Here is a 21,227-nt window from a genome sequence, read left to right as displayed (position 1 = left end):
TCGCAAGCGTCCGAAACCAAGTCCGAGCCGTCCGAAGCGCGGTCGTGAGCGTCCGAAGCTCGGTCGTGAGTGTCCGGAGCCGAGTCGTAAGCGTCCAAAGCGCGGTCGTAAGCGTCCGAAGCGCGGTCGTGAGCGTCCGAAGCCCGGTCGTGAGCGTCCGTAACCAACTCCGGCGCGTCCGAAGCCAGCTCCGTTATCTCGGGCGGTAGGTCGGGCGTGGGCTAAAACAGGCCAGTTTGGCGGGTGGGCTGCTCAAATGCCAGCAGCCACTGCTTGCGGTGCAGGCCGCCGGCGTAGCCCGTGAGGCTGCCGTTGGCCCCGATGATGCGGTGGCAGGGGCACACAATGGCCAGCGGGTTTTGGCCATTGGCCGCGCCCACGGCCCGGACGGATTTTGGATTGTTCAGCAGCCTGGCCACCTCCCGGTACGAGGCCGTGCGGCCGTAGCCGACGCTGAGCAGTGCCTGCCACACCTGCCGCTGAAAATCGGTGCCAAAGGCCGGCGTGTAGGTGAGGGCGAACTCGCGCAGCTCGCGGCCGAAGTAGGCTTGCAGCTGGCGGTGGCCTTCGCGCAGGCACTCGGGCACGGCGGCTGGTGCGGTTAGTTCTGCTGCTTCGTTCAGAAAAGTGACGGCGCTCAGGCCGGCCTCGGTGCCGGTGAGGGCCAGCGGGCCGAGGGGCGTGGCGAGGATGGAAAGGGCGGTGTCCATGCCGGTAAAAGTAGCGCGGACTTTGTAGTCCGCGTCCCCGTGCCGTTGGCGTCGTTCGGGTTTCCGCCGGGGACGCGGACTACAAAGTCCGCGCTACAGCAACTCGGGCAGCTTGCGGCGCCGGGCGGGCTTGGCGGCGGCCACGGCGGCCTGGGCGCGCAGCAGGGCTTCGGCGCTGGGCTGGTGCAGCACGCGGCCGGGGCCGGGCTGGGCGAGGTCGGCATCGAAAAGGCCGGACTGGTGCCAGTGGTGCAGGTGGTCCCAGTCGGGCCGGTCGATGAGGGGGTAGATGCAGACGCCTTGCAGGGGCAGGCCTTTGCGCAGCACGTGGGCGCATTCCTCGGCAATCATGCGCCACCACAGGGGCCGGTCCACGCCGGGGTGGCTGGTTTCGGTGATGGCGAAGGGGCGGCCGTAGCGCTTGTAGGCCTTTTGCAGCAGCTTGTGCAGGGGCACCCAGTTGGGGTCGGGCTGGGGGTCGTTCCAGCCCAGCTTGCGGTAGGGGTGCAGCTGCCACTGGTTGTCGTAGTAATAGTTGAAGCCCACGATGTCGAGCAGCTCGGGGCTGCCGCCGAGCTCGGGGCACAGCCGGCCGCAGAGCATGTCGGTGGCCTGGAACTGGTTGTTGTGGGCGTCGCGGGCTTCGCGGCGGTGGCTGGCCCAGGGGTTGGGCGGGGGCACGATGTTGATGAGCGGCTCGGTGGTGAGCAGGCGGATGCCGGGGTCGGCCTCGCGCAGGGCGTAGCTGCCCTCGATGTAGGCGCGCATCAGGCCGTATTTCACGCGCCAGCCCTGGCCGTGGCAGTAGGGCGCGGTGCCGTTGGCCTCGCCGCCGAGCCAGCTGATAAAGCTCACCTCGTTGATGGGCGTGACGATGAGCGGGCCGTCGGGCCGCTCGGCGCGGTAGAAATCCACAAAGGCGCGGCACAGGGCGGCAAAGCGCCGGGCAAACATGGGGTGCAGCGGCGTGAGGTCGTCGGGGAAGCCGAAGTGGCACAAGTCCCAGATTTGCTGGATGCCGTGGCGCCGGCCGGCGTCCAGCATGGTTTTCACGGTGCTGAAATCGTAGTGGTAGGGCGTTTTTTCGATGTGGGCCCAGCGAATGCCCTCGCGCACGGTGCCGATGTTGAACGGCTTCTGGGCCTGGTAGTCTTCGTCAATCAGCTGCAGATGGCCGGTGAGGGGCAGGAAATCGACGCGGTTGCCGAAAGCGTTGAGCTGGTCGGTGCATTCGTAGCCGCCCCACCAAAAGGACTGAAACGGGCTGGATTCGGGGGTAAGGATTGCCATAGCGGGAAATGGGGGATATGCAGGCGCCCGCGTCAGCAGTTGAGCTAGCGCGGGCACCGGGGGATAATACCGGAAAAGAGGAGCGGAGGTTATTGTAGCGCGGACGTTGTAGTCCGCGTCTTCGGACGATACCCGAACGACGCTAACGGCGCGGGGACGCGGACTACAACGTCCGCGCTACTTTTCTGCGGCCTGCACCAGGCTCTTTGCCTCCACGAAAATGCGCTGCACCTCCGGGTGTTCGGCCCGGATGGCGTCCTGCAAGTGCTCGACGGCGGTGGCCACTTCGGTGGAGGTGAGGTTGTCGGCAAAGTCCACGTCGAGGGCCATGATGACGTCGTTGGGGCCGAGGTACATGGTGAGGGGCGAGCGGATTTCGCGCACCTGCGGCTGGGCCCGGGCAATGCGCTCCAGGTTGGCCAGCGTGAGGGCGTCGACGCCGGTGCCCACCAGCAGGCCTTTGGTGCGGCCCACCAGAAAGACGGCCACCAGCATCAGCAGCAGCCCGATGGCAATGGAGGCGCCGCCGTCGAAGTAGGGATTATTCAGCAGATGGCCCAAAAACACGCCGAGGCCGGCCAGGGCCAGGCCCACCAGCGCGGCCAGGTTTTCCATCACGGAAGCGAAAACGGCCGGGTCGCGGCTGGTGCGCAGCATCTTCACGAAGCCCACGTTGCCGGTAGATTGCGCCAGCAGCGCCTTCACCGAGAGGTAAAACGCAATGCCCTCGAAGAGGAAGGAGAGGCCCAGCACCACGTAGTTCCAGGTCGCGTCTTCGATGGGCTCGGGGTGCTGAATGTGCTTGATGCCTTCGTAGAACGACATGCCGCCACCGATGGCAAAGATGAGCACGGCCACAATCAGGCCCCAGAAATACAGCTCCTTGCTGTGGCCGAAGGGGTGTTCGGCGTCGGCCGGGCGCTGGCTTTGGGCCGTGCCGTAGAGCAGCAGGCCGCTGTTGCCGGTATCCACCAGCGAGTGAATGCCCTCCGACAACATGGCCGAGGAGCCGGTGAAATACGCCGCCACAAACTTGCTGATGGCAATGGCGACGTTGGCGGCAATGCCGCCGTAGAGGGAAAGTTTAGAGGCGTTGGCGTCGGCCATAAAGGAAGAGAATATTAAATAAAGGGGGTAAAGAACGTCATGCCGAGCGGAGCGAAGCATCTTTACCGCGCAATGCATTCATTTACTCTCGCAGTAAAGATGCTTCGCTCCGCTCGGCATGACGACCAAGATTCGTGCTGTCAGGCTTGCGCCGTCGCGCGGCTCGACAGCGACTTGGCTTCCACAAAAATGCGTTTCATTTCCGGGTATTGGGCCCGAATGACGTCCTGCAGGGCGTCGATGGCGTGTTCGATTTCTTCGGCGGTGAGGTGGTGGGCAAACTCTACGTCGAGCGCCAGGATGACATCGGCCGGGCCGAGGTAGGAGGTGAGGGGCGGGCCTACCTGGTCGATGTTGGGCTGGGCGCGCACCAGTGCTTCGATGGCGTCCTGGGTTTCATCATCCACGCCGGTGCCCACCAGCAGGCGCTTGGTTTTGTAGATGAGAAACAGCGCCACGCCCACCAGCAGCGTGCCGATGGCAATGGACGCCGCGCCGTCGAGGTAGGGATTGTTGAGCAGATGACCCACGTACACGCCGGCCAGCGCAATGACCAAACCCAGCAGCGCCGCGAGGTCTTCGAGCAGAATGGCAAACACCGCGGGGTCTTTGCTGCGGCCCAGGGTTTCCCAGAAGCCGGCGTCGCCGCGGTCGGCGTTGAAGGCTTTGAAAGCCAGGTAGCAGGAAATGCCTTCAAACACCAGCGAGAGGCCCAGCACCCAGTAGTTCCAGGTGGGGTCGGAGAGGGACGCGGGATGCTTGAGGTGCTCGATGCCTTCGTAGAACGACATGCCGCCGCCCACCGAAAACACCAGAATGGCCACAATCAGGGCCCAGAAGTACAGCTCCTTGCTGCGGCCGAAGGGGTGGCGCTTGTCGGCGGGCTTCTCGGCCTGGCGCACGCCGTGCAGGATGAGCACGCCGTTGCCGCTGTCCACGAGGGAGTGAATGCCCTCCGAGAGCATGGCCGAAGAGCCGGTGAAATACGCCGCCACAAACTTGCTCGCGGCAATGGCCACGTTGGCCCCGATGGCGCCGTAAATGGCAAATTTGGAGGAAGAAGCGGCCGAACTCATGCCGGGGCTTACGCAGTAGATTGGGCCGACGTTGGAAAGTAGCGCGGACTTTGTAGTCCGCGTCCCCGACGGACGCCCGAACGATTCCCAAACGGCGCGGCGCCGCGGACTACAAAGTCCGCGCTACTTTCGCCCCCATGTCAGCACCCACTTTGCAGCGCCGCCTGGGCCTGGTCCAGGCCACGGCGTTGAATATGATAGATATGGTGGGCATCGGGCCCTTCGTGACCCTGCCGCTCGTCATGGGCTTCATGGGGCCCAATTTCCTGCTGGCCTGGCTGGTGGGCGCGGCCCTGGCCTCCGTCGACGGCCTCATCTGGAGCGAGCTGGGCGCCGCCTACCCCGAAGCCGGCGGCTCCTACCGCTTCCTCAAGCTGGCCTACGGCGAGCAGAAGTGGGGCCGCTATATGTCCTTCCTCTACGTGTGGCAAACGCTCATTCAGTCGCCGCTGGTGCTGGCCTCGGGCGCCATCGGCTTCGCCCAATACTTCGGCTACCTCGTGCCCATGACGGAGTGGTGGCAGCCCAAAGCCGTGGCCGGCGGCGTGGTGCTGCTGCTCATCGCGCTGCTCTACCGCCGCATCGAAGACATCGGCAAGCTGGGCGTGGCCCTGTGGGTGGGCGTGCTAAGCTTGATGGTCTGGCTGATTTTCGGCGGCCTCACGCACCCCAACCACCACGTCGACATCTTCCCGGCGGGCGGCTTTCCAGCCTTGCCGGGCCTGCTCATTTCGGTGGCCATGGGCCAGGCGGCCGTCAAAACCATCTATTCCTACCTAGGCTACTACAACGTGTGCCACCTCGGCGCCGAAATCAAAGGCCCGGAAAAAGTCATTCCGCGCAGCATTTTCCTCAGCATCCTGGGCATTGCGGCGCTGTATTTATTGCTGAACTGGAGCGTGGGCACCGTCATTCCCTGGCAGGAAGTGCAGGGCTGGCAGGCCAGTGCCGGCGACAAATCGCAGTTCATCGTGAGCGTGTTCGTGGAGCGGCTGTATGGGCCGGCGGCCGCCACGGTGGCCACGGGCATGGTGCTGCTGGTGGCGTTTGCGTCGCTGTTTGCGGTGCTGCTGGGCTACTCGCGCATCCCCTACGCGGCGGCGGCCGATGGCGAGTTTCTGCCCGTGTTCGGCAAGCTGCACCCCACCAAAAACTTCCCCTACGTCTCGCTGCTGCTGCTGGGTGGCGTGGGCTTCGTGTTCAGCCTGCTGTTCCGGCTGGGCGAGGTGATATCGGCCATTCTGGCCATGCGCATTCTGGTGCAGTTCGTGGGCCAGGCCGTGGGGCTGGTGCTGCTGCGGCGCCGGCGCGGCACGGCGGCGCTGCCGTTCAAGATGCCGCTCTATCCGCTGCCGGTCATTCTGGCCATCATCGTCTGGCTGTTCGTGTTCGTGGGCATCGCGCCGGCCGAGGTGACGTGGGGCGGCGTGCATTTCAAACTCTATTTCCAGTTTGCCGCGCTGGGTATGATGGCACTGGGCACTGTAGCCTTTCTGCTCTGGAGCCGGAGCTTGAAGCGGTGGCCGTTTGCGCAGGCGTAAAAAAAGCCTGTCATCCTGAGTGCAGCGAAGGACCTTCTCACGTTAGAACATTAACTGTTCAGCGGTGAGAAGGTCCTTCGCTGCGCTCAGGATGACAGGCCAAAAATTGTAGACGCTACGCCGTCAGCTCGCGGAACAGTTGCAGGTAGTGCCCGCGCTCCGAAATCACCGAATACTGGTCCACCACGGTCTGGCGGCCGGCGCGGCCCATCTCCAGGCGTAGGGCTTCGTTATCGATGAGGCGGCTGATTTTGTCCACCCACTCGTCGGGCTGGTTGGCCAGGTAGCCGTTCACGCCGTCCTGAATGATGGTCGAGTTCACGCCCACCGGCGACATGAGCGTGGCAATTTCCAGGGCCATGTACTGTAGGCCCTTGAGCCCGCACTTGCCCTTGGCCCACTCCGTGTCGGGCAGCGGCATGATGCCCACGTCGATTTCGGACAGGTCCTCAATCTCGGTGTTTTTGCGCCAGGGTAGGCCCACAATGCCCAGTTCCTCATTGCGGTAGCTGCCGTCACCGATGACTTTGAAATACACCTTGTCGCCATACTTGGCCTTGAGCTTGCGCAGAGCCGGAATGGCTGTTTCGAAGTGCTCGATGGTGGTAAAGCTGCCGCTCCAGCCCACGCACACGCGGCCGGGGTGCGGCGGCAGCTTCGCCCGCTCGTACTCGGTAGTGTCGATGGTGGTGGGCACAATCACCACGTTTTTGTTGAACTGCCGCGAATAGTTGGCCAGGTACTCATTACCCGCAAAAATCAGGTCCGACGCGGCGATGATGTCCTTGGTCTTGTCCGGATTTTTGAGGAAGAGCAGCTTGGTGTTGGCGCCCACCGCCTCGCCCTGGTTGCGCCAGATGGAGTCGTCGAAGTCAAACACCACCTTGGCCTTCGACTTCGCAAATAGCTTCTCGAACAGCGTGGTGCCAATCATGAACGCCTCGCGCTGGATGAACACGATGTCGTATTTGCCCAAATCCAGCACGTTGCCCAGGCGCTTGGCGGCGCTTTTGAGGAATATTTTCAGCTTGCCGAAGTAGTTGCCGGGGCTGTAGAGCACCTTGTCGTCTTCGGCCGAAATCAGGTAGGAATAGTCGCTGTCGAAGCCGTTTTCGCGCAGGTAGTCGATGTATTGCTCAAAGCGGAACCGCTGCGAGGGCGAGCGGTCGGGCCGGTGCATGGCCACCCAGAGGATGCGTTTCATTGGTAAGGGAAACTGGGATAAAAAACGGTCATCCTGAGCGCAGCGAAGGACCTTATCACGTTTGAACGACTTGTTCGGGCTTGATAAGGTCCTTCGCTGCGCTCAGGATGACACCTAAGTATTCGGAATCAGTCTTCCAGCCACACGGGCGGCAGCTTCTCCATCACCTCGATGTTCTCGAACTTACTGCTTTTCTTGATGCCGGTGCGCTTGGCCCAGTCCACCATCTGGTCGAGGCCTTCGCGCAGGGTAGTGGCGCGGCCTTCGCCAAAGAGGCGGTGAGCTTTGGAATGGTCGGCCCAGGCAATCTGAACTTCGTTGCGGGCTTCTACGTGGCGCACCATGCCTTCCAGGCCCATGCTTTCCATCACGGTGGTGGCCAGTTCCTTCACGGTGTATTCTTGGTCGGCGCCGATGTTGATGACCTCGCCGTAGGCCTCCGGCACGTTCACGCAGTTGGCAATGTGGGGGGCGATGTCGCCCACGTAGGAGAAGGCGCGCTTCTGCAGGCCGTCGCCGAAAATGGTGAGCGGCTTGCCCTGCATGAGCTGGTTCATGAAGATGCCCACCACGTTGCGGTACCGGTCGCCGAGGTTCTGGTATTCGCCGTACACGTTGTGGGGGCGGAAAATCACGTAGTTCAGCCCGAACATTTCGTGGGCGCACTTCAGGTCGAGCTCCACGGCGTACTTGGCCACGCCGTAGGGGTCTTCGGGCTGGGGCGTCATGTCCTCGCGCATGGGCGGGGTGAGGGCGCCGTAGGTGGCGATGCTGGAGGTGAACACGAAGCACTTGATTTTGTGCTTGATGCTCTCGTTAATCAGGTTCACGCTGCCCACCAAGTTGTTCTGGTAGTTGAAGCGGCGGATGAAGTGGCTCAGGCCCTCGGCGGCGTAGGCGGCCAAGTGGTACACGTAGTCGAACTGATGCTCGTCGAACAGGCGGGCCAGCAGCTCGTGGTCGAGGATGGAGCCGTGCACGAACGTCGATTCCGCCGCGTGGGGCAGGTTTTCCTCAAAGCCGCCGCTCAAGTCGTCCAGCACCACCACTTTGTGGCCCAGTTTGAGAAGTTCGCGGGCCACGTGGGCCCCAACGAAGCCGGCCCCGCCGGTAACGAGAGATGTAATCATATCAGAGATGGCGCCCGGCCGCAGGTCTGGCCCGGCGCTGAAATAAGTAAAGTGGGGAGTTTCAGCGGGCAAAGTTCGGCGATTTTACCTGCCCGGCCAACCCGCCGCGCAAACCTGCCTGCGGGCGGGGGGTATACTCCCGGGCCGGGCAGGGGGTTAATCCAACCGTTTCTCGTAGCAAAAGAACCGCAGCCCCGGCCGAAACGCCAGCGTGATTTCGCCCGCAAACCGGTAGCCCAGCTTCGGAAAAAGCCGCTGGGTGGCGGCGTTTTCGGAGTTGGTGTCGACGCGCAGCACCTTTAGTTTTTGCGCCACGGCTTGCTTTTCGGCCTGCGCCATCAGCGCCAGGGCCACGCCCTTTCCCTGGGCGGCGGGGTCCACCGCCAGCCGGTGCGTCACGAGCGCGGGCTCGGCCACGTCCCAGTCGGCCTGGGCGTATTCCGCGTCCTGGTCCTGCGTGAGGGCGGCCACGCCCACCAGCGCGCCACCTAGCTCGGCCACCCAGAGGTGGTTTTGCGTGATATCGGCCACAAAAACGGCTTCGTTCGGGTAGTCAATTGACCACTGAAAGTTGCCGCTGGCCTGCATCAGCGGTACCAGCCGCCGCACCAGGGCTAGAATAGCGGGCACATCGGCCGGCAGCGCGCGACGAATAATCATTTCACAAGGGCCGGGGCCGATACATTTGCGGGAAACATCTGGTTCTGTCGTTCAATGGATAGGACAGCTGGCTTCGAACCAGCCAATGCGGGTTCGAGCCCTGCCGGAACCACTTTTGCGGCCCTAGCCGCGGCGCAGCACGGCGGCCGCTTCCTTGGCGAAATAAGTCAGAACGGCGTCGGCCCCGGCGCGCTTGATGCTGGTGAGCACCTCCATCATGGTGCGCTCGCCGTCGAGCCAGCCGTTTTGGGCGGCGGCTTTCACCATGGCGTACTCCCCTGAAACGTTGTAGGCCGTCACGGGCAGGTGGGTGTGGGCTTTCACCTCATGAATCACATCCAGGTAGCTCAGGGCGGGCTTTATCATCACCATGTCGGCGCCTTCGGCCTCATCCAGGGCCAGCTCACGCAGGGCCTCGCGCTTGTTGGCGGGGTTCATCTGGTAGCTTTTCTTGTCGCCTTTCTTGGGGGCCGAAGCCAGAGCGTCGCGGAACGGGCCGTAGAAGGCCGAGGCGTACTTGGCCGTGTAGCTCATGATGCTCACGTGCTGGAATCCGTTCTCGTCCAGCACCCGCCTAATCCAGGCCACGCGGCCGTCCATCATGTCGCTCGGCCCGATGATGTCGGCACCGGCGCGGGCCTGGGCCAGGGCCATCTGGCCCAGCACTTCCAGGCTGGCGTCGTTGAGGATTTCGCCGGAGTCGGGGTCCACCACGCCGTCGTGGCCGTCGGAACTGTAGGGGTCCATGGCCACATCGGTCATCAGCACCACTTCCGGAAACTGGCGCTTGATGTCGGCCACCGTTTTTAGGTAGAGGCCTTCCAGGTTGGTGCTTTCGCGGGCCATGGGGTCCTTCAGCACTTCGTTGATGTTGGGGAAAGGGGCGAAGGCTTTCACGCCCAATTCCACGCAGGCTCCGATTTCGTCAATCACGCGGTCGGCCGTGAAGCGGTGGATGCCGGGCATCGACTTGATTTCCTCGGCTTGGTTCTGGCCTTCGGTGATGAAGATGGGGTAAATGAAATCGTGGGCGGTGAGGCGGGTTTCCTGCACCATGTCGCGGATGACGGCGGACTTGCGGTTGCGGCGGGGGCGGTGAGTGGGAAGCATTAAGAAGGAGAGTGTTTGCGTTTTTTAGAATCGTTGACAACGAAAATGATGAGCGCCGCCAGCAGGGTTATGGCACCCAGTACAATGAGAATGGCAGCACCGTAGGCTTTCCCCAAGCTCTCGCCGATGGCGGCGCCGGCCCTGGCACCCGTTACAGCCGAATGCCTCAACAACAAGCCTGCAAGAAGCTCTAAAGCGCCAAAAACAAGCAGGCCAATCTCTGTCGCCGGTCTGGGAAGCGGTTGCTCGCTGCGCAGGACTCGCCGAAACCGGCGCTTGGTGGAATCGGCCGGCAGCGAACGAACGGAGACCCGGGTGGCCGCCAGCGCTTGGCTATGGACGCGTGAGGTGCGGGGCTTTGCATCACAAGCGGCTGACTGCGGACGTTGGCGAGGCCGGTGGCTTCCGGCGGCGATGCCGCGCGGCGCAGCCACCGTCTGGTCTTGCGCTGCTGTTTCCGAAACGGTCACGGCAGCTTCACGCGGCGCCTGAGACACCCGTTGCTGGGCAGTGTTGTGAAACGGAAAGGAAGCGTGCGTGCTCCGGCACCCGCTACTGCACAATGCCCACGCCACCGTTACGAGAACCCAGCCGCATCGTGGTGTATTCATGGGAGTGAGTGAAGAATTGGGGCAAACGAGCCGGGCAGGGCCGGCACAAAGGTCGTCTTAAACCCGGGATTGATTATTCTCCGAATGGGTCCAGCCACGCCACCAGCACGGCCAGGGCCGCCAGCCCACCCACAATTATCCAGCCCAACGCCCCGCCGCTCAAAATCAGTCCCAGCGCCGCAACGGGCAGCATTATCAGGCCCAGCACCCCCAGCACCGTGGTGCCCAGTCCGGCTTCGGTGGCGGCGCGGGGCCGCGCCAGCCAGGCCCGCCGGTGCCGGGCGGGGGCACTGGCTAGTTTAGCCGGGGTGGTTTCAGCGGGAACAACAGCAGCTGCAGACGTTTTGCTTACCCGCCCAACCGGTTGCGGCCGCGGCGCCGGCAGCGTGGCCGCAACCGGATGCCCCGCCCGCACCGGGACACTCACCGCCGCCATCGAGTCCACCAATTTCACAGGCTTTTCAGCAACGCGCACCGGCGACGAAAGCGAAATTGATTGGAACGAGAAGCTCGCCCGGCTGCTCTGGCAACTGCTGGCCGCACTGGCCAGCAGCACCAGCAGGGCCAGTAAACGGAAGCGGAACAAGCGAAATCGCGTAGCAAAAGGCATGAGGGTAAGCTGAAGATTGTACTGGCTGAATGGCTGTACGAATATTACCTGGTTTCCGCTATTTGGCGAGCTTTTCGGCGGCCCGCCAGCCGGTGCCGGCGCCCAGGGCCACGCCCATGCCGTTGCAGCGCACGGCGGCCAGTACGCCCGGCCGCACCCACTCGATAATGGGCGCCAGCGCCGGCCCAAAGCCCATCACGCCGCTCCAGCGGTAGTCTATGCGCGGCCGCTGGCCGGGCAGAATGACGTCGTGCAGCAGGTTTTCCAGGTAAGTCTGCACCGGCTTGGTGAGGCCCGGCGCGGTGGTGGCTTCGGCCGCGAAATCCAGGTTGCGGCCCCCGCCCAGCAGCAGGCGACGGTCCGGCAACTGGCGGAAATAGGCGTAGCCGTGGTCGTAGTGAAACGTACCGGGCATGGCCACCGTCGGCAGCGGCTCCGTAACCAGCACCTGCCCGCGGCCGGGCGTCACGGCCAGTTCCGGCAGCAACTCGGCGGCAAAGGCATTGGTGGCCAGCAACACCTGCCCGGCTGCCAGAGCCACGCCGTTGCTCAGTTGCACCAACTGCCCGGGCCCGGCAGCTTCTATGGCTTCCACGGCGCAGTTGGTGAGCACCGGCACATCAGACGCCCAGGCTTGGCGGAGCAGGGCGCGCATCATGCGGCCGGCGTCGAGGCTGCCTTCGTGCTCGTTTTTGAGCAGTGTGCCCACGCCCCGGAAACCGAAGCAGCCGGCCTCACCGCTCGCGTCGCGGAAGGTGCGGGCGTGGCCCACCACCGGCGCCAGCAGCGCGTTGAAGTAGTCGATTTTGGCGCGGCATTCGTTTGCCAGCGCCGTTTCTTCGTGGCGAAAAAGCTCGTAGCCGCCCACCGGCCGGTAATCCAGCGTGGCATCGCCCAGCAATTCACGCAGCCGGCCCAGCCCCTCATAGCGAGCGGCCACCACGGCCTGCAAGTCGCCGCGCTTCTCCTGCTCCATCAGCTCTGAAATCGACCCGAAGCAGGCAAAACCCGCGTTCTTGGTCGAGGCGCCGCTGGGCAATTCGCCGCGCTCCAGCACCACCACGTGCCAGTGAGGCCGGCGCCGCTTCAGATACAGCGCCGCGGTGAGGCCCACCAGCCCCGCACCGATAATGGCCACATCGGCCGGCCCGAAGAAGGATTGGTATTCCCAGTAAGAGAAGTTGGTGTCAGGCATGCAGCAAATCAAACGGTTGTTCGAGCCGTCTGTCATCCTGAGCGCAGCGAAGGACCTTCGCACGTCAGGACACATAGCATGCCCACGTGCGAAGGTCCTTCGCTGCGCTCAGGATGACAGACGAGTTGAATAACTACCTCTAAAAGGCCAGCAGCACTTCCGAAATTACGTCGCAGGCAGCGTGCAACTGCTCTTCTGTAATCACCAGCGGCGGGGCGAAGCGGATGATGTCGCCGTGCGTGGGCTTGGCCAGCACGCCGCGCTCCATCAGCGTCACGCACACGTCCCAGGCAGTGCGGCCGTCGTCAGTCGGGTTGATGACCACGGCGTTGAGCAGGCCTTTGCCGCGCACGAGGTCCACCAGCTCGGGGCGTTGGGCCTGCACCTGGCGCATCCGCTCGCGGAAGATTTCGCCCAGCCGGGCGGCGTTTTCGGTCAGGCGCTCCTCGTGCAGCACGTCCAGGGCGGCGCGCATCACGGCGCAGGCCAGCGGGTTGCCGCCAAACGTGGAGCCGTGCTGCCCGGGCTGAATGGTGAGCATGATTTTATCCGCGGCCAGCACCGCCGACACCGGCAGCACGCCGCCGCTCAGGGCCTTGCCCAAGATTAGGATGTCGGCGTGCACGCCCTCGTAGTCGCAGGCCAGCAGCTTGCCGGTGCGGCCCAGCCCGGTCTGGATTTCATCGGCAATGAACAGCACGTGATGCGCCTTGCAAATGGCCGCGGCCGCCTTCAGGTAGCCTTCCGACGGCACCATCACGCCGGCCTCGCCCTGAATGGGCTCAACCAGAAAGGCGCACACGTGCGGCTCCTTCACGGCTTCTTCCAGTGCCTCCAGGTCATCGTAAGGCACCACTTGGTAGCCGGGCATGTAGGGCCCGAAGCCGCCGGTGCTGTCAGCGTCGGTGCTGAAGGAAATGATGCCCGTGGTGCGCCCGTGGAAATTGTGCTCGGCCACGATGATGCGGGCCTGGTTCGGCGCGATGCCTTTTTCCTGGTAGCCCCACTTGCGGGCCAGCTTCAGGGCCGTTTCCACCGCTTCAGCGCCCGAGTTCATCATCAAGGCCTTGTCGTAGCCAAACAGCTCACAAAGCTGCTTTTCAGCCGCGCCCAGCTGGTCGTTGAAAAACGCCCGCGACGTGAGCGTGAGCTGCTGGGCCTGCTTCGTGAGCGCCCCGATGATGCGGGGGTGGCAGTGCCCCTGGTTCACGGCCGAGTAGGCCGAAAGAAAATCGTAATAATGCTTGCCATCTACGTCCCACAGGTGCACGCCTTCGCCCTTGGCGAGCACCACGGGCAGGGGGTGGTAGTTGTGGGCGCCGTACTGGTCTTCGAGCTGCATCAGCTGCTCGGCGCGGCGGCTGGTGGCGGTGGGGGAGGCGGTGCTTTGCATGGGGTTGGGTGGGAGTAATGGTGAGCCCGCGAAAGTACGTTTTTTCGCCCCGTCCGGTCGAATCTTAACGAAACGGCATGTTCTCCAGCTGGCGCGAGGTATCGATGTAGCGGCCCACATAGTTGCCTTCCTCGCGGCCGTTGGCCCGCAGCAGCGTCCAGTCCACCACGGCGGTTTCGGGGAAGCTCACCGGCACCGGTTCCACCGGCGCGGTCGAGCTGGCCGCGTCGGGCAGCAGCAGGGCCTGCACGGTGTTGCCGTGCCAGCCCAGCACCCGCGCCGAAGCCTGCCGGAAACTGGTGTCCGTCGCCAGCACGCGCACCGACAGCAGGAACTGGTCGCCGGTGGGCAGGCCCGCCAGAAACCGCTTTTTGGCCTGGGGCAGCGTGCGCAGGGCTTCCCGCATGGGGTCGGCCAGAGCGGTTTCGTTGCGGGATAAAGCTGGGCGAAGGCCCGCGGGGGTCGTGGCGTCCGTCAGCACCACGGGCGTAGTGCCTTGCGCGAGCAGCAGGCCTCCCCGGCCTACGCCCGCCACTATGGCCACGAGCAGGGCCCGGCGAAAAGGTGTTTTCATAGGAAATAATAGAATGTTAGCCACAGCAAGATACCACCCAAAATTCTTCCAACGGCCCCGGGCGTAACTTTGATGCACTCATGCCCGCGCCCACACCCCAGCCGCTTCAGCCCGGCGATTTTTACTACACACCTGAAGGCTACCTCGTGTTCACGGAGCAGTACCACCTCCGCCGGGGCAGCTGTTGCGGCAGCGGCTGCCGCCATTGCCCGTGGAAATTTCGGCCCAAAGCAGGCGCTCAGGGCGCATCCGACCAGAAATAAGGGCGGGGCGCTTGGTGAATGCCAGACTTTTGCCGATATTTGCGGCCCGTTTCCCTGCTTTGTAACTAATTAACCCTCCGATATCATGGCCCGTGTTTGTGATTTGACCGGCAAGCGTACCCGCGTTGGCAACAACGTTTCGCACGCTAACAACAAGACCAAGCGCAAGTTCTATCCGAACCTGCAGAAAAAGCGCTTCTACGTGCCCGAGCAAGACGCCTGGGTTACGCTGAAAGTGGCTACCTCCACCATCCGCACCATCAACAAGAACGGCATCATGGCCACCTTGAAGAAGGCCAAGGAGCAGGGCTTCATCGTCTACTAGATTTTTAGCACTGAATAACCAGTGGCAGGGAAGGCGAGAGTCGCTTTGCTACGGGTTTATTCCTGGTTGCTCATTCTAAAAGCCAGCGCCGGTACGCTTGCCCTCAGGCAACTGTATCGGCGCTGGCTTTGTCTATTGGCGGCTACCTTGCATTTCGGTTTGGTCTTCTTTATCTCTCGATGAATATGCGGCCCCAATTCAACACGAACCCCCTTTCGCCGCTGCGGTTGCGGCGGGCTACTTCGCTGCTGGCCCTGGGCATGCTGGGGCTGGCCGGCTTCCCGGCCGTGGCTCAGCAGCCCGCTTCGGTGCCCGAGCCCATTACGGCCGCTGCGCCGCCCGCCCGGCCCACCGATTTTCTGTCGCCCGCCTTCCACAAACAGCGGCGCGAGTTGCTAAGGGCACAATTGCCGGCGCGAGGCGTGGCCGTGCTGTTTGCCGCGCCCGTCCGCAACCGGGCCAACGACGTGGACTACGTCTACCACCAAAACCCCGATTTTCACTACCTCACGGGCTACGAGGAGCCCGATGCCGTGCTGCTGCTCTTCAAGGAGCCGCGCACCGTGGGCGGGCAGCCGGGCGTGACCGAGGCGCTGTTTACCCAACCCCGCAACCCCGCCCGCGAGTCCTGGACGGGCCGGCGGCTGGGCGCGGCCGGGGCCAAAAACCAGCTGGGCCTGCAGTTCACAGCCGACAACAAGGATTTTGCCGCCGCTGGCATTTCGTGGGCCGATTTCGACAAAGTTTTGTTCGACAACCTGCCCACCGACACCCGCGACGACAGCCGCAACCCCGCCGACCTGCACAACCTCGTGGCCACCTTCCGCCAGCAGGCCGGCCTCACCACCGGCTACAATGCGGCGGTTTCGGACGCGGAGAACATGACCCGGCGCTACGGCCTGCGGCCCGGCGCCGCCGGCTTCATCAACCAGGCCATAAAGGAAACCCCGGAAATCGCCGCTTCGCCGTTGATTAAGGATTTCCTGGCGGCCACCACCGACGCCGCCCGCAAAAAGGCCATCGAGGCCCACCCGCCCGGCCGCCTCGACGACGCCACGCTGAGCGAGAAGCTCGACGAGCTGCGGGCCGTCAAGACGCCGGAAGAATTGGCGCTGCTGCGCCGCGCTATCCGTATCAGCGCCCAAGGCCAGCGCGAGGTGATGAAGCTGCTGCGCTCCGACATGGGCGAAATGGAAGTGCAGGGCCTGCACGAATACGTGTACCGCCGCTACGGCGCCGAGTTTCAGGGCTACCCCAGCATCGTGGGCGGCGGGGCCAACGGCTGCATCCTGCACTACGAAACCAACGACCGCCAGCGCCTCGACAACGACCTCGTGCTCATGGACTGCGGCGCCGAATACCACGGCTATTCCGCCGACGTGACGCGCACCGCGCCGCCGTCCGGCCAGTTCAGCCCGGCCCAGCGCCAGATTTACGAGCTGGTGCTGGCCGCCCAGGAAGCCGGCTTTGCCGCCTGCAAGCCCGGTGCCGACTTCAACGCCCCCAACAAAGCCACCCAGGACGTGGTGGCCGCCGGCCTGCTGAAGTTGGGCATCATCAAAAAGAAGGAAGAATTCCGGCAGTATTACCCGCACGGCGCCAGCCACTACCTGGGCCTCGACGTGCACGACCGGGGCAATTATGGCCCGCTGGCCGCCGGCAACGTCATCACCGTGGAGCCCGGCATCTACATCCCCGCCGGCTCGCCCTGCGACCCCAAGTGGTGGAACATCGGCGTGCGCATCGAGGACGACGCCCTGATAACGGCCACGGGCTACGAGAACTTATCGGCCGAAGCGCCCCGCACCGTGGCCGACATCGAGAAGCTGATGGCCGAGCCCAGCGCGCTGGAAGGCTTTAAGCTGCCAGACCTGAAGTAATAGCTTCAATGAAGGGTATTCGTGGAACGTCATGCCGAGCGCCAGCGAAGCACCTTTACCGTGAGAGTATTCAGTTACTCTTGCAGTAAAGGTGCTTCGCTGGCGCTCGGCATGACGTTCCTCCTATTCTCAACGGCGTCAATCCGCCGCCGTTCTGCTTCTCCGACTGAAAGTTGCGCGGCAACCCTTTGCGTTTTCCAAAAAGACCCGTACCTTTGCAGTCCTAAAATTAAAAACATACACCCCCGTCGAGATGGCCAAGAAAGGAAACCGGGTGCAGGTTATCATGGAATGCACCGAGCATAAAAACTCGGGGATGCCGGGCACCTCGCGCTACATCACCACCAAGAACCGCAAGAACACCCCTGAGCGCATCGAGTTGAAGAAATTCAACCCCATCCTCAAGAAAATGACCGTTCACAAGGAAATTAAATAACCTGAACAATGGCTAAGAAAGTAGTAGCAACTCTGAAAACCACAGAGAACGCCAAGAACTGGGCTAAGGTGATTCGTGCCGTGAAATCGGAGAAAACGGGCGCCTACACCTTCAAAGAAGAAATGGTGCTCCTCGACAAAGTGCAGGAATACCTCGCCACCGGCAACAAGTAATTGATTGCCGCCTTCGGCAATGCAAGAAGTTAAAAAGTCCCACCTTCGTGGGACTTTTTGCGTGTAGGGGTACCATTCCCCACTATTCTCTCCCCATGGGTCTCTTCGATTTTTTTAAAAAGGACAAGGAAACGCCCGCCCAGCAAGCCTCGCTTGATGCCGGGTTGGAAAAAACCAAAACCAGCTTTTTTGAGCAGCTGAGCAAGGCCGTGGTGGGCAAAAGCACCGTGGACGAAGCCGTGCTCGACGACTTGGAAAACCTGCTCGTGCACGCCGACGTGGGCATCGAAACTACGGTGAAGGTCATTGACCGCATTGAAGCCCGCGTGGCCCGCGACAAGTACGTGAGCACTTCGGAGCTGGACCGCATCCTGCGCGAGGAAATTGCGGCGCTGCTCGAAGACAACAACTCGGGCTCGATGGCCGTGCTCGACAGCGCGGGCAGCTCCGGCCAGCCCTACGTCATCATGGTGGTGGGCGTGAACGGGGTGGGCAAAACCACGACCATCGGCAAGCTGGCCCACCGCTTCCACTCTGCCGGCAAAAAGGTGGTGCTGGGCGCCGCTGACACTTTCCGCGCCGCGGCGGTGGACCAGCTCATCATCTGGGGCCAGCGCGTGGGCGTGCCCGTGGTGAGCCACGGCATGAACACTGACCCCGCCTCCGTGGCCTTCGACGCCGTGAAAAAAGGCGTGGAAATGGGCGCGGATGTGGTCATCATCGACACGGCCGGGCGCCTGCACAACAAGGTGAATTTGATGAATGAGCTCAGCAAAATCAAGCGCGTGATGCAGAAGATGATTCCTGACGCGCCGCACGAGGTGCTGCTGGTGCTCGACGGCAGCACGGGCCAGAACGCCTTTCTGCAAGCCAAGGAATTCACCAAGGCCACCGAAGTCACGGCCCTGGCCATCACCAAGCTCGACGGCACAGCCCGTGGCGGCGTTGTTATTGGTATTTCCGACCAGTTCAGCATTCCGGTGCGCTACATCGGGGTAGGAGAGAAAATGACGGACTTGCAGCTATTTGACCGCCACACGTTCGTGAATTCGTTGTTCAAGAAATAAGCCTGGCCGCGTAGCGTTGACGACCGGCGAACCAAAAAGGCCGGCAGAGGCCTTAAGCAGACAAGACCTTTGGCCAGCCGCTGTTGCAACGCCTGCGAGGTACTCAGGAACTCATTTCCCTTTTCTTTCATGCGCCATTTATTCGTGCCCCTGTTTGTTTGTTTCGGGTTTATCGTGGCTGCCTGTGGTAGCAGCAACGACGAGCAGCCGCTCATCCCCGACGCGCCGGTAAACCTCAGCTTGGCCCTCACCAGCCAAGAATACGTCAAGCTGCGCTTCGACAACGGCGCGGTGACCCTGCCGGTGAAGGGCCCGGCCGGCACCGGCGGCGTCAAGGGGGTAATTGTGGTGCGGCAGAACGCCAGCACCTACCTGGCTTTCGAGCGCAACTGCCCCTATCGGCCCTACGATGCCTGCGCCATCGTGAGCTTGGACCGGAATTCGGGCTTATTTATGCGGGATTCCTGCTGCAATTCGCAATTTGATTTGCGCGGGCAGGTCAGTGGCGGCCCCAGTCCGCGCCCCCTTAAACAGTACAATGTCAACCTCCAAGGTAACCTCCTAAGCATTACCAACTGAGGGTGCTGCACAATTTTCTTGAAAAAAATGTTCGTCAGACTTGCGCTTATTTGGAGAAGGTCGTAAGTTTGCAGTCCGAAACAACCACAACCGGGTTTCGGGCATGAAAATGCTTCCTTAGCTCAGCCGGTTAGAGCATCTGACTGTTAATCAGAGGGTCCCTGGTTCGAGCCCAGGAGGGAGCGCTAAAAGGCCTCTAGCACCAATGCTAGAGGCCTTTTTCATACTGCCCCGGTTCTGTACTCAGTGCGGGTATTTATTGATTACATCCTTTTTGCAGCAAGAGCGGAATAGAAAAACGATGCTTGGCATTCGTTCGCTCCACCTTTGCTGACCGGAAGGAAGCACGGGGTAAGGGGTAGCAGACTGTGGTGAGGTTGGGCTACGTACCTACGGGCATGGGGCGTTCCCAGCCATTGATGAGAAGCAGTTGAATAGAACAAAAGCCTCATTAATAATTACGGTTACCGCCAGCTCATCACGGGCTGGCGTTATGGCTCGGTTTCGGATGAGGGCGGCGCGGGGCCTCATGGCACGCAAGCCCACGAAAAAGTCCCGGCCAACTGCCAGGGCTTTTTCGTGGGCTTCGTTACTACTGGGCGGCATCGGCTGCCTGCGCCCGCAGGCCGGGCGTGGGCACCGCGCGTTGCGGCTTGGGGGGTGGGGCGTCGAAGCGCACCTGCTGGCCATCCCACCAGAAATGGCGGTCTGACTCGGTAGGGGCAGCGTCGCTGTGCATCAGGGCCCGCTGCCGGGCGTCGAAGTCGGGGGCCAGCAGTTCGGGCGCCAGCTTCCCGGCGGGGGCGTCGCGGCGCAGGCCGCTCACGGTCCAGTGCAAGGCGGCCTAGCTGCGGCCGCCCTGGTTTTCGCGCACCACGAAACCGCTTTCGGTGACTTCGGCCACGTACACGCCCCGGGTGTCGCCGGTGGGCGTCACGGTGATGGTGGCTTCCTGGGGGTTGGCCAGCAGCGCCCCAAAGCCCGCCGGAAGCGCCACCACTGCCTGTCCGTCGCGCAGCTCGGCCCGGCCCCGGGCCGAGCTGCGCGACGGGGGCGTAGGCGGCCACGCGCTCGCCGCTGGCCCGGGCCACGAGCTGGGTCAGGGGCTGGTTCGTGACGGCCGCCCCGTCGACGTACAGGTTGTAGCGCTCGCCCCGGGCCAGCAGGCCGTACGCCTGCCCGCGCACCCAGCCGCCGAGCACGCCGCCGTCGATGCCCAGGCCGATGTGGGTGTTGACCACCGGGGCGGCGGGGCCGGCCTGCAGGCCGGTGCCCGAACCGGTGGTGATGTTGTCGGGGTTGCCAAACCCGTAAAAGGAATAGTCGTGGTTGTCGGCGGAATAGTACGCCATCGCGCCGTAGCAAAGGCCCCCGTCGTCGCCGAACACGGCCCCTGTGCGCTTGGTGTAGCTCGGAGATGTGCCGTGTACCCCGAAGGCATAGGCGCCGGGCTGGGCAATGGCCCCCACCACCCCCGCCCGCGGCCCGGTGCCCAGCAAGGCCCGAAACCCGGTGCCGGCGTTATAGCTTCTGTTAACTCCCCGCACGCCGGCTGTATTGGCCCCGCCGGAGTTGGAGTTGTTTTCGCCCTGCACCGCGGCATACGTGGTGGTGTTGGTTCCCTGGATAGCTCCGTATACGCCGCTGCCGTTATTGCTGCTGTACCCGTTCAGGGCAAAAGGAAAAGAGCTGTTGCTGACGGCGTTCATCAGGTCGCCGCTTTGAGCGGTGCTGGTGGCACCCCAAAAAAACTCGCCGGAGTTGCTCATGCGCCCACGCACGGCGTTGTTGGTGAGCAGGTCCACCGACTGGTTGGTGGTGGTGCCCAACCGGCTCGTGGCCGTGAGGGCGTTGCCGGTGGTGCGCCAGCTGGTGGTGCCCAGGTCCGCGACCGTGGCGTTGGTGGCATCGAGGCTGGCCTGCGTGGCCAGGCGCTGCCACTGCGGCACGCGGGCCGTGCCCGCATTGTAGTAGTAGCCCACGCCCAGCGCCGCGGTGGTATTGCAAACGAGCAGGCTCGGCGCCGGGCTGGCCACGGTAGTGGCGTCGGTGAGCGAGGCCAGCGCCACGCGCGGAATCAGCAGGCCCTTGTCGGTGCTGCGCACGTCGAGGGCCGCCGAGCCGTCGGGGGCAATAGTGCCAATGCCGACGCTGCCCGTCTGGGCCTGGGCAGTGGATAATGCCAGCAAGGCTACGAGGCAAGAGGTATATGGTTGTGAGGTGGTCTAGCTAAGCCGGACAGAACTGGTACGTGGTTTTGAGTTGGGATTCGAAGTGGTTGGGGGCGAGGTAA

The 21,227-nt window shown here is 63.1% G+C and carries 22 protein-coding genes and 2 tRNA genes; 10 read left to right on the top strand and 14 right to left on the bottom strand.

The features are described from left to right. Positions 1-221: 221 nt before the first annotated feature. The 4 genes from I2H31_RS22150 to I2H31_RS22135 all read right to left on the bottom strand — a co-directional run bounded on the left by I2H31_RS22150 (position 222) and on the right by I2H31_RS22135 (position 4,183). Positions 222-710, bottom strand: a complete 489-nt coding sequence (locus I2H31_RS22150) for a methylated-DNA--[protein]-cysteine S-methyltransferase (RefSeq protein ID WP_196295241.1) — start codon at positions 708-710, stop codon at positions 222-224. 93 nt (positions 711-803) lie between these two features. Continuing rightward, positions 804-2,000: an amine oxidase gene (locus tag I2H31_RS22145; RefSeq protein ID WP_196295240.1), complete on the bottom strand. Its 1,197-nt coding sequence runs from the start codon at positions 1,998-2,000 to the stop codon at positions 804-806. Between the two features lie 177 nt (positions 2,001-2,177). Beyond that, complete coding sequence (locus I2H31_RS22140) at positions 2,178-3,107, bottom strand: cation diffusion facilitator family transporter (protein ID WP_196295239.1); 930 nt, start codon at positions 3,105-3,107, stop codon at positions 2,178-2,180. Between the two features lie 140 nt (positions 3,108-3,247). Then, entirely contained in the window at positions 3,248-4,183 is a 936-nt protein-coding gene (locus tag I2H31_RS22135; RefSeq protein ID WP_196295238.1) for a cation diffusion facilitator family transporter, read from the bottom strand. Between the two features lie 137 nt (positions 4,184-4,320). On the opposite strand from I2H31_RS22135, the gene I2H31_RS22130 reads away from it, so the two are divergent. Beyond that, positions 4,321-5,724: an APC family permease gene (locus tag I2H31_RS22130; RefSeq protein WP_196295237.1), complete on the top strand. Its 1,404-nt coding sequence runs from the start codon at positions 4,321-4,323 to the stop codon at positions 5,722-5,724. Between the two features lie 115 nt (positions 5,725-5,839). Here the strand turns inward: I2H31_RS22130 and I2H31_RS22125 are convergent, their stop codons facing one another. The 3 genes from I2H31_RS22125 to I2H31_RS22115 form a co-directional block, all read right to left on the bottom strand. Continuing rightward, positions 5,840-6,928, bottom strand: a complete 1,089-nt coding sequence (locus I2H31_RS22125; RefSeq protein ID WP_196295236.1) for a glycosyltransferase family 4 protein — start codon at positions 6,926-6,928, stop codon at positions 5,840-5,842. A 128-nt stretch (positions 6,929-7,056) separates the two neighbouring features. Next, on the bottom strand, positions 7,057-8,058 hold the full coding sequence (locus tag I2H31_RS22120) for an NAD-dependent epimerase/dehydratase family protein (protein ID WP_196295235.1): 1,002 nt from the start codon (positions 8,056-8,058) through the stop codon (positions 7,057-7,059). Between the two features lie 156 nt (positions 8,059-8,214). Continuing rightward, complete coding sequence (locus I2H31_RS22115; RefSeq protein WP_196295234.1) at positions 8,215-8,718, bottom strand: GNAT family N-acetyltransferase; 504 nt, start codon at positions 8,716-8,718, stop codon at positions 8,215-8,217. 40 nt (positions 8,719-8,758) lie between these two features. Here I2H31_RS22115 and I2H31_RS22110 point away from each other — a divergent pair. Then, a tRNA-Arg gene (locus I2H31_RS22110) sits at positions 8,759-8,830 on the top strand. A gap of 11 nt (positions 8,831-8,841) precedes the next feature. On the opposite strand, the gene hemB is transcribed toward I2H31_RS22110, so the two are convergent. The 6 genes from hemB to I2H31_RS22080 form a co-directional block, all read right to left on the bottom strand. Beyond that, the gene (hemB, locus tag I2H31_RS22105; RefSeq protein WP_196295233.1) at positions 8,842-9,828 is read right to left on the bottom strand and encodes a porphobilinogen synthase; all 987 of its coding nucleotides are present in this window, start codon (positions 9,826-9,828) and stop codon (positions 8,842-8,844) included. Beyond that, positions 9,828-10,439, bottom strand: coding sequence for a hypothetical protein (locus I2H31_RS22100; protein ID WP_196295232.1), 612 nt, complete (start codon positions 10,437-10,439; stop codon positions 9,828-9,830). The genes hemB and I2H31_RS22100 overlap by 1 nt, the downstream gene beginning before the upstream one ends. A gap of 73 nt (positions 10,440-10,512) precedes the next feature. Further along, on the bottom strand, positions 10,513-11,049 hold the full coding sequence (locus tag I2H31_RS22095) for a hypothetical protein (RefSeq protein ID WP_196295231.1): 537 nt from the start codon (positions 11,047-11,049) through the stop codon (positions 10,513-10,515). Positions 11,050-11,107: 58 nt separating this feature from the next. Further along, positions 11,108-12,244: an NAD(P)/FAD-dependent oxidoreductase gene (locus I2H31_RS22090; RefSeq protein ID WP_196295230.1), complete on the bottom strand. Its 1,137-nt coding sequence runs from the start codon at positions 12,242-12,244 to the stop codon at positions 11,108-11,110. Between the two features lie 139 nt (positions 12,245-12,383). After that, complete coding sequence (rocD, locus tag I2H31_RS22085) at positions 12,384-13,637, bottom strand: ornithine--oxo-acid transaminase (protein WP_196295229.1); 1,254 nt, start codon at positions 13,635-13,637, stop codon at positions 12,384-12,386. Between the two features lie 64 nt (positions 13,638-13,701). Beyond that, on the bottom strand, positions 13,702-14,211 hold the full coding sequence (locus tag I2H31_RS22080) for a hypothetical protein (protein ID WP_196295228.1): 510 nt from the start codon (positions 14,209-14,211) through the stop codon (positions 13,702-13,704). An 80-nt stretch (positions 14,212-14,291) separates the two neighbouring features. Between I2H31_RS22080 and I2H31_RS22075 the strand changes: the two genes are divergently transcribed. From I2H31_RS22075 to I2H31_RS22040, 8 genes are all read left to right on the top strand, one after another. Then, positions 14,292-14,474 carry a DUF5522 domain-containing protein gene (locus I2H31_RS22075; RefSeq protein WP_196295227.1) on the top strand — a complete coding sequence of 61 codons (183 nt, stop codon included), beginning with the start codon at positions 14,292-14,294 and terminating at the stop codon, positions 14,472-14,474. Between the two features lie 85 nt (positions 14,475-14,559). Then, the gene (rpmB, locus tag I2H31_RS22070) at positions 14,560-14,799 is read left to right on the top strand and encodes a 50S ribosomal protein L28 (protein WP_196285946.1); all 240 of its coding nucleotides are present in this window, start codon (positions 14,560-14,562) and stop codon (positions 14,797-14,799) included. A gap of 185 nt (positions 14,800-14,984) precedes the next feature. Next, entirely contained in the window at positions 14,985-16,679 is a 1,695-nt protein-coding gene (locus I2H31_RS22065) for an aminopeptidase P family protein (RefSeq protein WP_230687990.1), read from the top strand. Between the two features lie 253 nt (positions 16,680-16,932). Then, a complete protein-coding gene (gene rpmG / locus I2H31_RS22060; protein ID WP_046245291.1) occupies positions 16,933-17,115 on the top strand; it encodes a 50S ribosomal protein L33 in 183 nt (60 codons plus the stop codon). Positions 17,116-17,123: 8 nt separating this feature from the next. Continuing rightward, positions 17,124-17,288: a DUF4295 domain-containing protein gene (locus I2H31_RS22055; RefSeq protein ID WP_196295226.1), complete on the top strand. Its 165-nt coding sequence runs from the start codon at positions 17,124-17,126 to the stop codon at positions 17,286-17,288. A 95-nt stretch (positions 17,289-17,383) separates the two neighbouring features. Continuing rightward, positions 17,384-18,355 (top strand): signal recognition particle-docking protein FtsY, encoded by a 972-nt coding sequence (gene ftsY / locus I2H31_RS22050; protein WP_196295225.1) that lies wholly within the window; start codon positions 17,384-17,386, stop codon positions 18,353-18,355. 129 nt (positions 18,356-18,484) lie between these two features. Beyond that, a complete protein-coding gene (locus I2H31_RS22045; protein ID WP_196295224.1) occupies positions 18,485-18,934 on the top strand; it encodes a Rieske (2Fe-2S) protein in 450 nt (149 codons plus the stop codon). Between the two features lie 111 nt (positions 18,935-19,045). Next, a tRNA-Asn gene (locus I2H31_RS22040) sits at positions 19,046-19,119 on the top strand. Positions 19,120-19,461: 342 nt separating this feature from the next. Here I2H31_RS22040 and I2H31_RS22035 read toward each other — a convergent pair. Then, entirely contained in the window at positions 19,462-21,123 is a 1,662-nt protein-coding gene (locus tag I2H31_RS22035; RefSeq protein WP_196295223.1) for a hypothetical protein, read from the bottom strand. Positions 21,124-21,227 lie beyond the last annotated feature (104 nt).

Source organism: Hymenobacter ruricola, assembly GCF_015694525.1.
Classification (GTDB): Bacteria; Bacteroidota; Bacteroidia; order Cytophagales; family Hymenobacteraceae; genus Hymenobacter; species Hymenobacter ruricola.
The sequence above is the reverse complement of the archived record's forward strand: the minus strand, read 5'-3'. Positions and strand labels throughout refer to the sequence as shown.

Excerpts from the sequence above, each read along its gene's own strand:
- I2H31_RS22150 (WP_196295241.1), bottom strand. The coding sequence starts at position 710 with ATGGACACCGCCCTTTCCATCCTCGCCACGCCCCTCGGCCCGCTGGCC.
- I2H31_RS22145 (WP_196295240.1), bottom strand. The coding sequence starts at position 2,000 with ATGGCAATCCTTACCCCCGAATCCAGCCCGTTTCAGTCCTTTTGGTGG.
- I2H31_RS22140 (WP_196295239.1), bottom strand. The coding sequence starts at position 3,107 with ATGGCCGACGCCAACGCCTCTAAACTTTCCCTCTACGGCGGCATTGCC.
- I2H31_RS22135 (WP_196295238.1), bottom strand. The coding sequence starts at position 4,183 with ATGAGTTCGGCCGCTTCTTCCTCCAAATTTGCCATTTACGGCGCCATC.
- I2H31_RS22130 (WP_196295237.1), top strand. The coding sequence starts at position 4,321 with ATGTCAGCACCCACTTTGCAGCGCCGCCTGGGCCTGGTCCAGGCCACG.
- I2H31_RS22125 (WP_196295236.1), bottom strand. The coding sequence starts at position 6,928 with ATGAAACGCATCCTCTGGGTGGCCATGCACCGGCCCGACCGCTCGCCC.
- I2H31_RS22120 (WP_196295235.1), bottom strand. The coding sequence starts at position 8,058 with ATGATTACATCTCTCGTTACCGGCGGGGCCGGCTTCGTTGGGGCCCAC.
- I2H31_RS22115 (WP_196295234.1), bottom strand. The coding sequence starts at position 8,718 with ATGATTATTCGTCGCGCGCTGCCGGCCGATGTGCCCGCTATTCTAGCC.
- hemB (WP_196295233.1), bottom strand. The coding sequence starts at position 9,828 with ATGCTTCCCACTCACCGCCCCCGCCGCAACCGCAAGTCCGCCGTCATC.
- I2H31_RS22100 (WP_196295232.1), bottom strand. The coding sequence starts at position 10,439 with ATGAATACACCACGATGCGGCTGGGTTCTCGTAACGGTGGCGTGGGCA.
- I2H31_RS22095 (WP_196295231.1), bottom strand. The coding sequence starts at position 11,049 with ATGCCTTTTGCTACGCGATTTCGCTTGTTCCGCTTCCGTTTACTGGCC.
- I2H31_RS22090 (WP_196295230.1), bottom strand. The coding sequence starts at position 12,244 with ATGCCTGACACCAACTTCTCTTACTGGGAATACCAATCCTTCTTCGGG.
- rocD (WP_196295229.1), bottom strand. The coding sequence starts at position 13,637 with ATGCAAAGCACCGCCTCCCCCACCGCCACCAGCCGCCGCGCCGAGCAG.
- I2H31_RS22080 (WP_196295228.1), bottom strand. The coding sequence starts at position 14,211 with ATGAAAACACCTTTTCGCCGGGCCCTGCTCGTGGCCATAGTGGCGGGC.
- I2H31_RS22075 (WP_196295227.1), top strand. The coding sequence starts at position 14,292 with ATGCCCGCGCCCACACCCCAGCCGCTTCAGCCCGGCGATTTTTACTAC.
- rpmB (WP_196285946.1), top strand. The coding sequence starts at position 14,560 with ATGGCCCGTGTTTGTGATTTGACCGGCAAGCGTACCCGCGTTGGCAAC.
- I2H31_RS22065 (WP_230687990.1), top strand. The coding sequence starts at position 14,985 with ATGCGGCCCCAATTCAACACGAACCCCCTTTCGCCGCTGCGGTTGCGG.
- rpmG (WP_046245291.1), top strand. The coding sequence starts at position 16,933 with ATGGCCAAGAAAGGAAACCGGGTGCAGGTTATCATGGAATGCACCGAG.
- I2H31_RS22055 (WP_196295226.1), top strand. The coding sequence starts at position 17,124 with ATGGCTAAGAAAGTAGTAGCAACTCTGAAAACCACAGAGAACGCCAAG.
- ftsY (WP_196295225.1), top strand. The coding sequence starts at position 17,384 with ATGGGTCTCTTCGATTTTTTTAAAAAGGACAAGGAAACGCCCGCCCAG.
- I2H31_RS22045 (WP_196295224.1), top strand. The coding sequence starts at position 18,485 with ATGCGCCATTTATTCGTGCCCCTGTTTGTTTGTTTCGGGTTTATCGTG.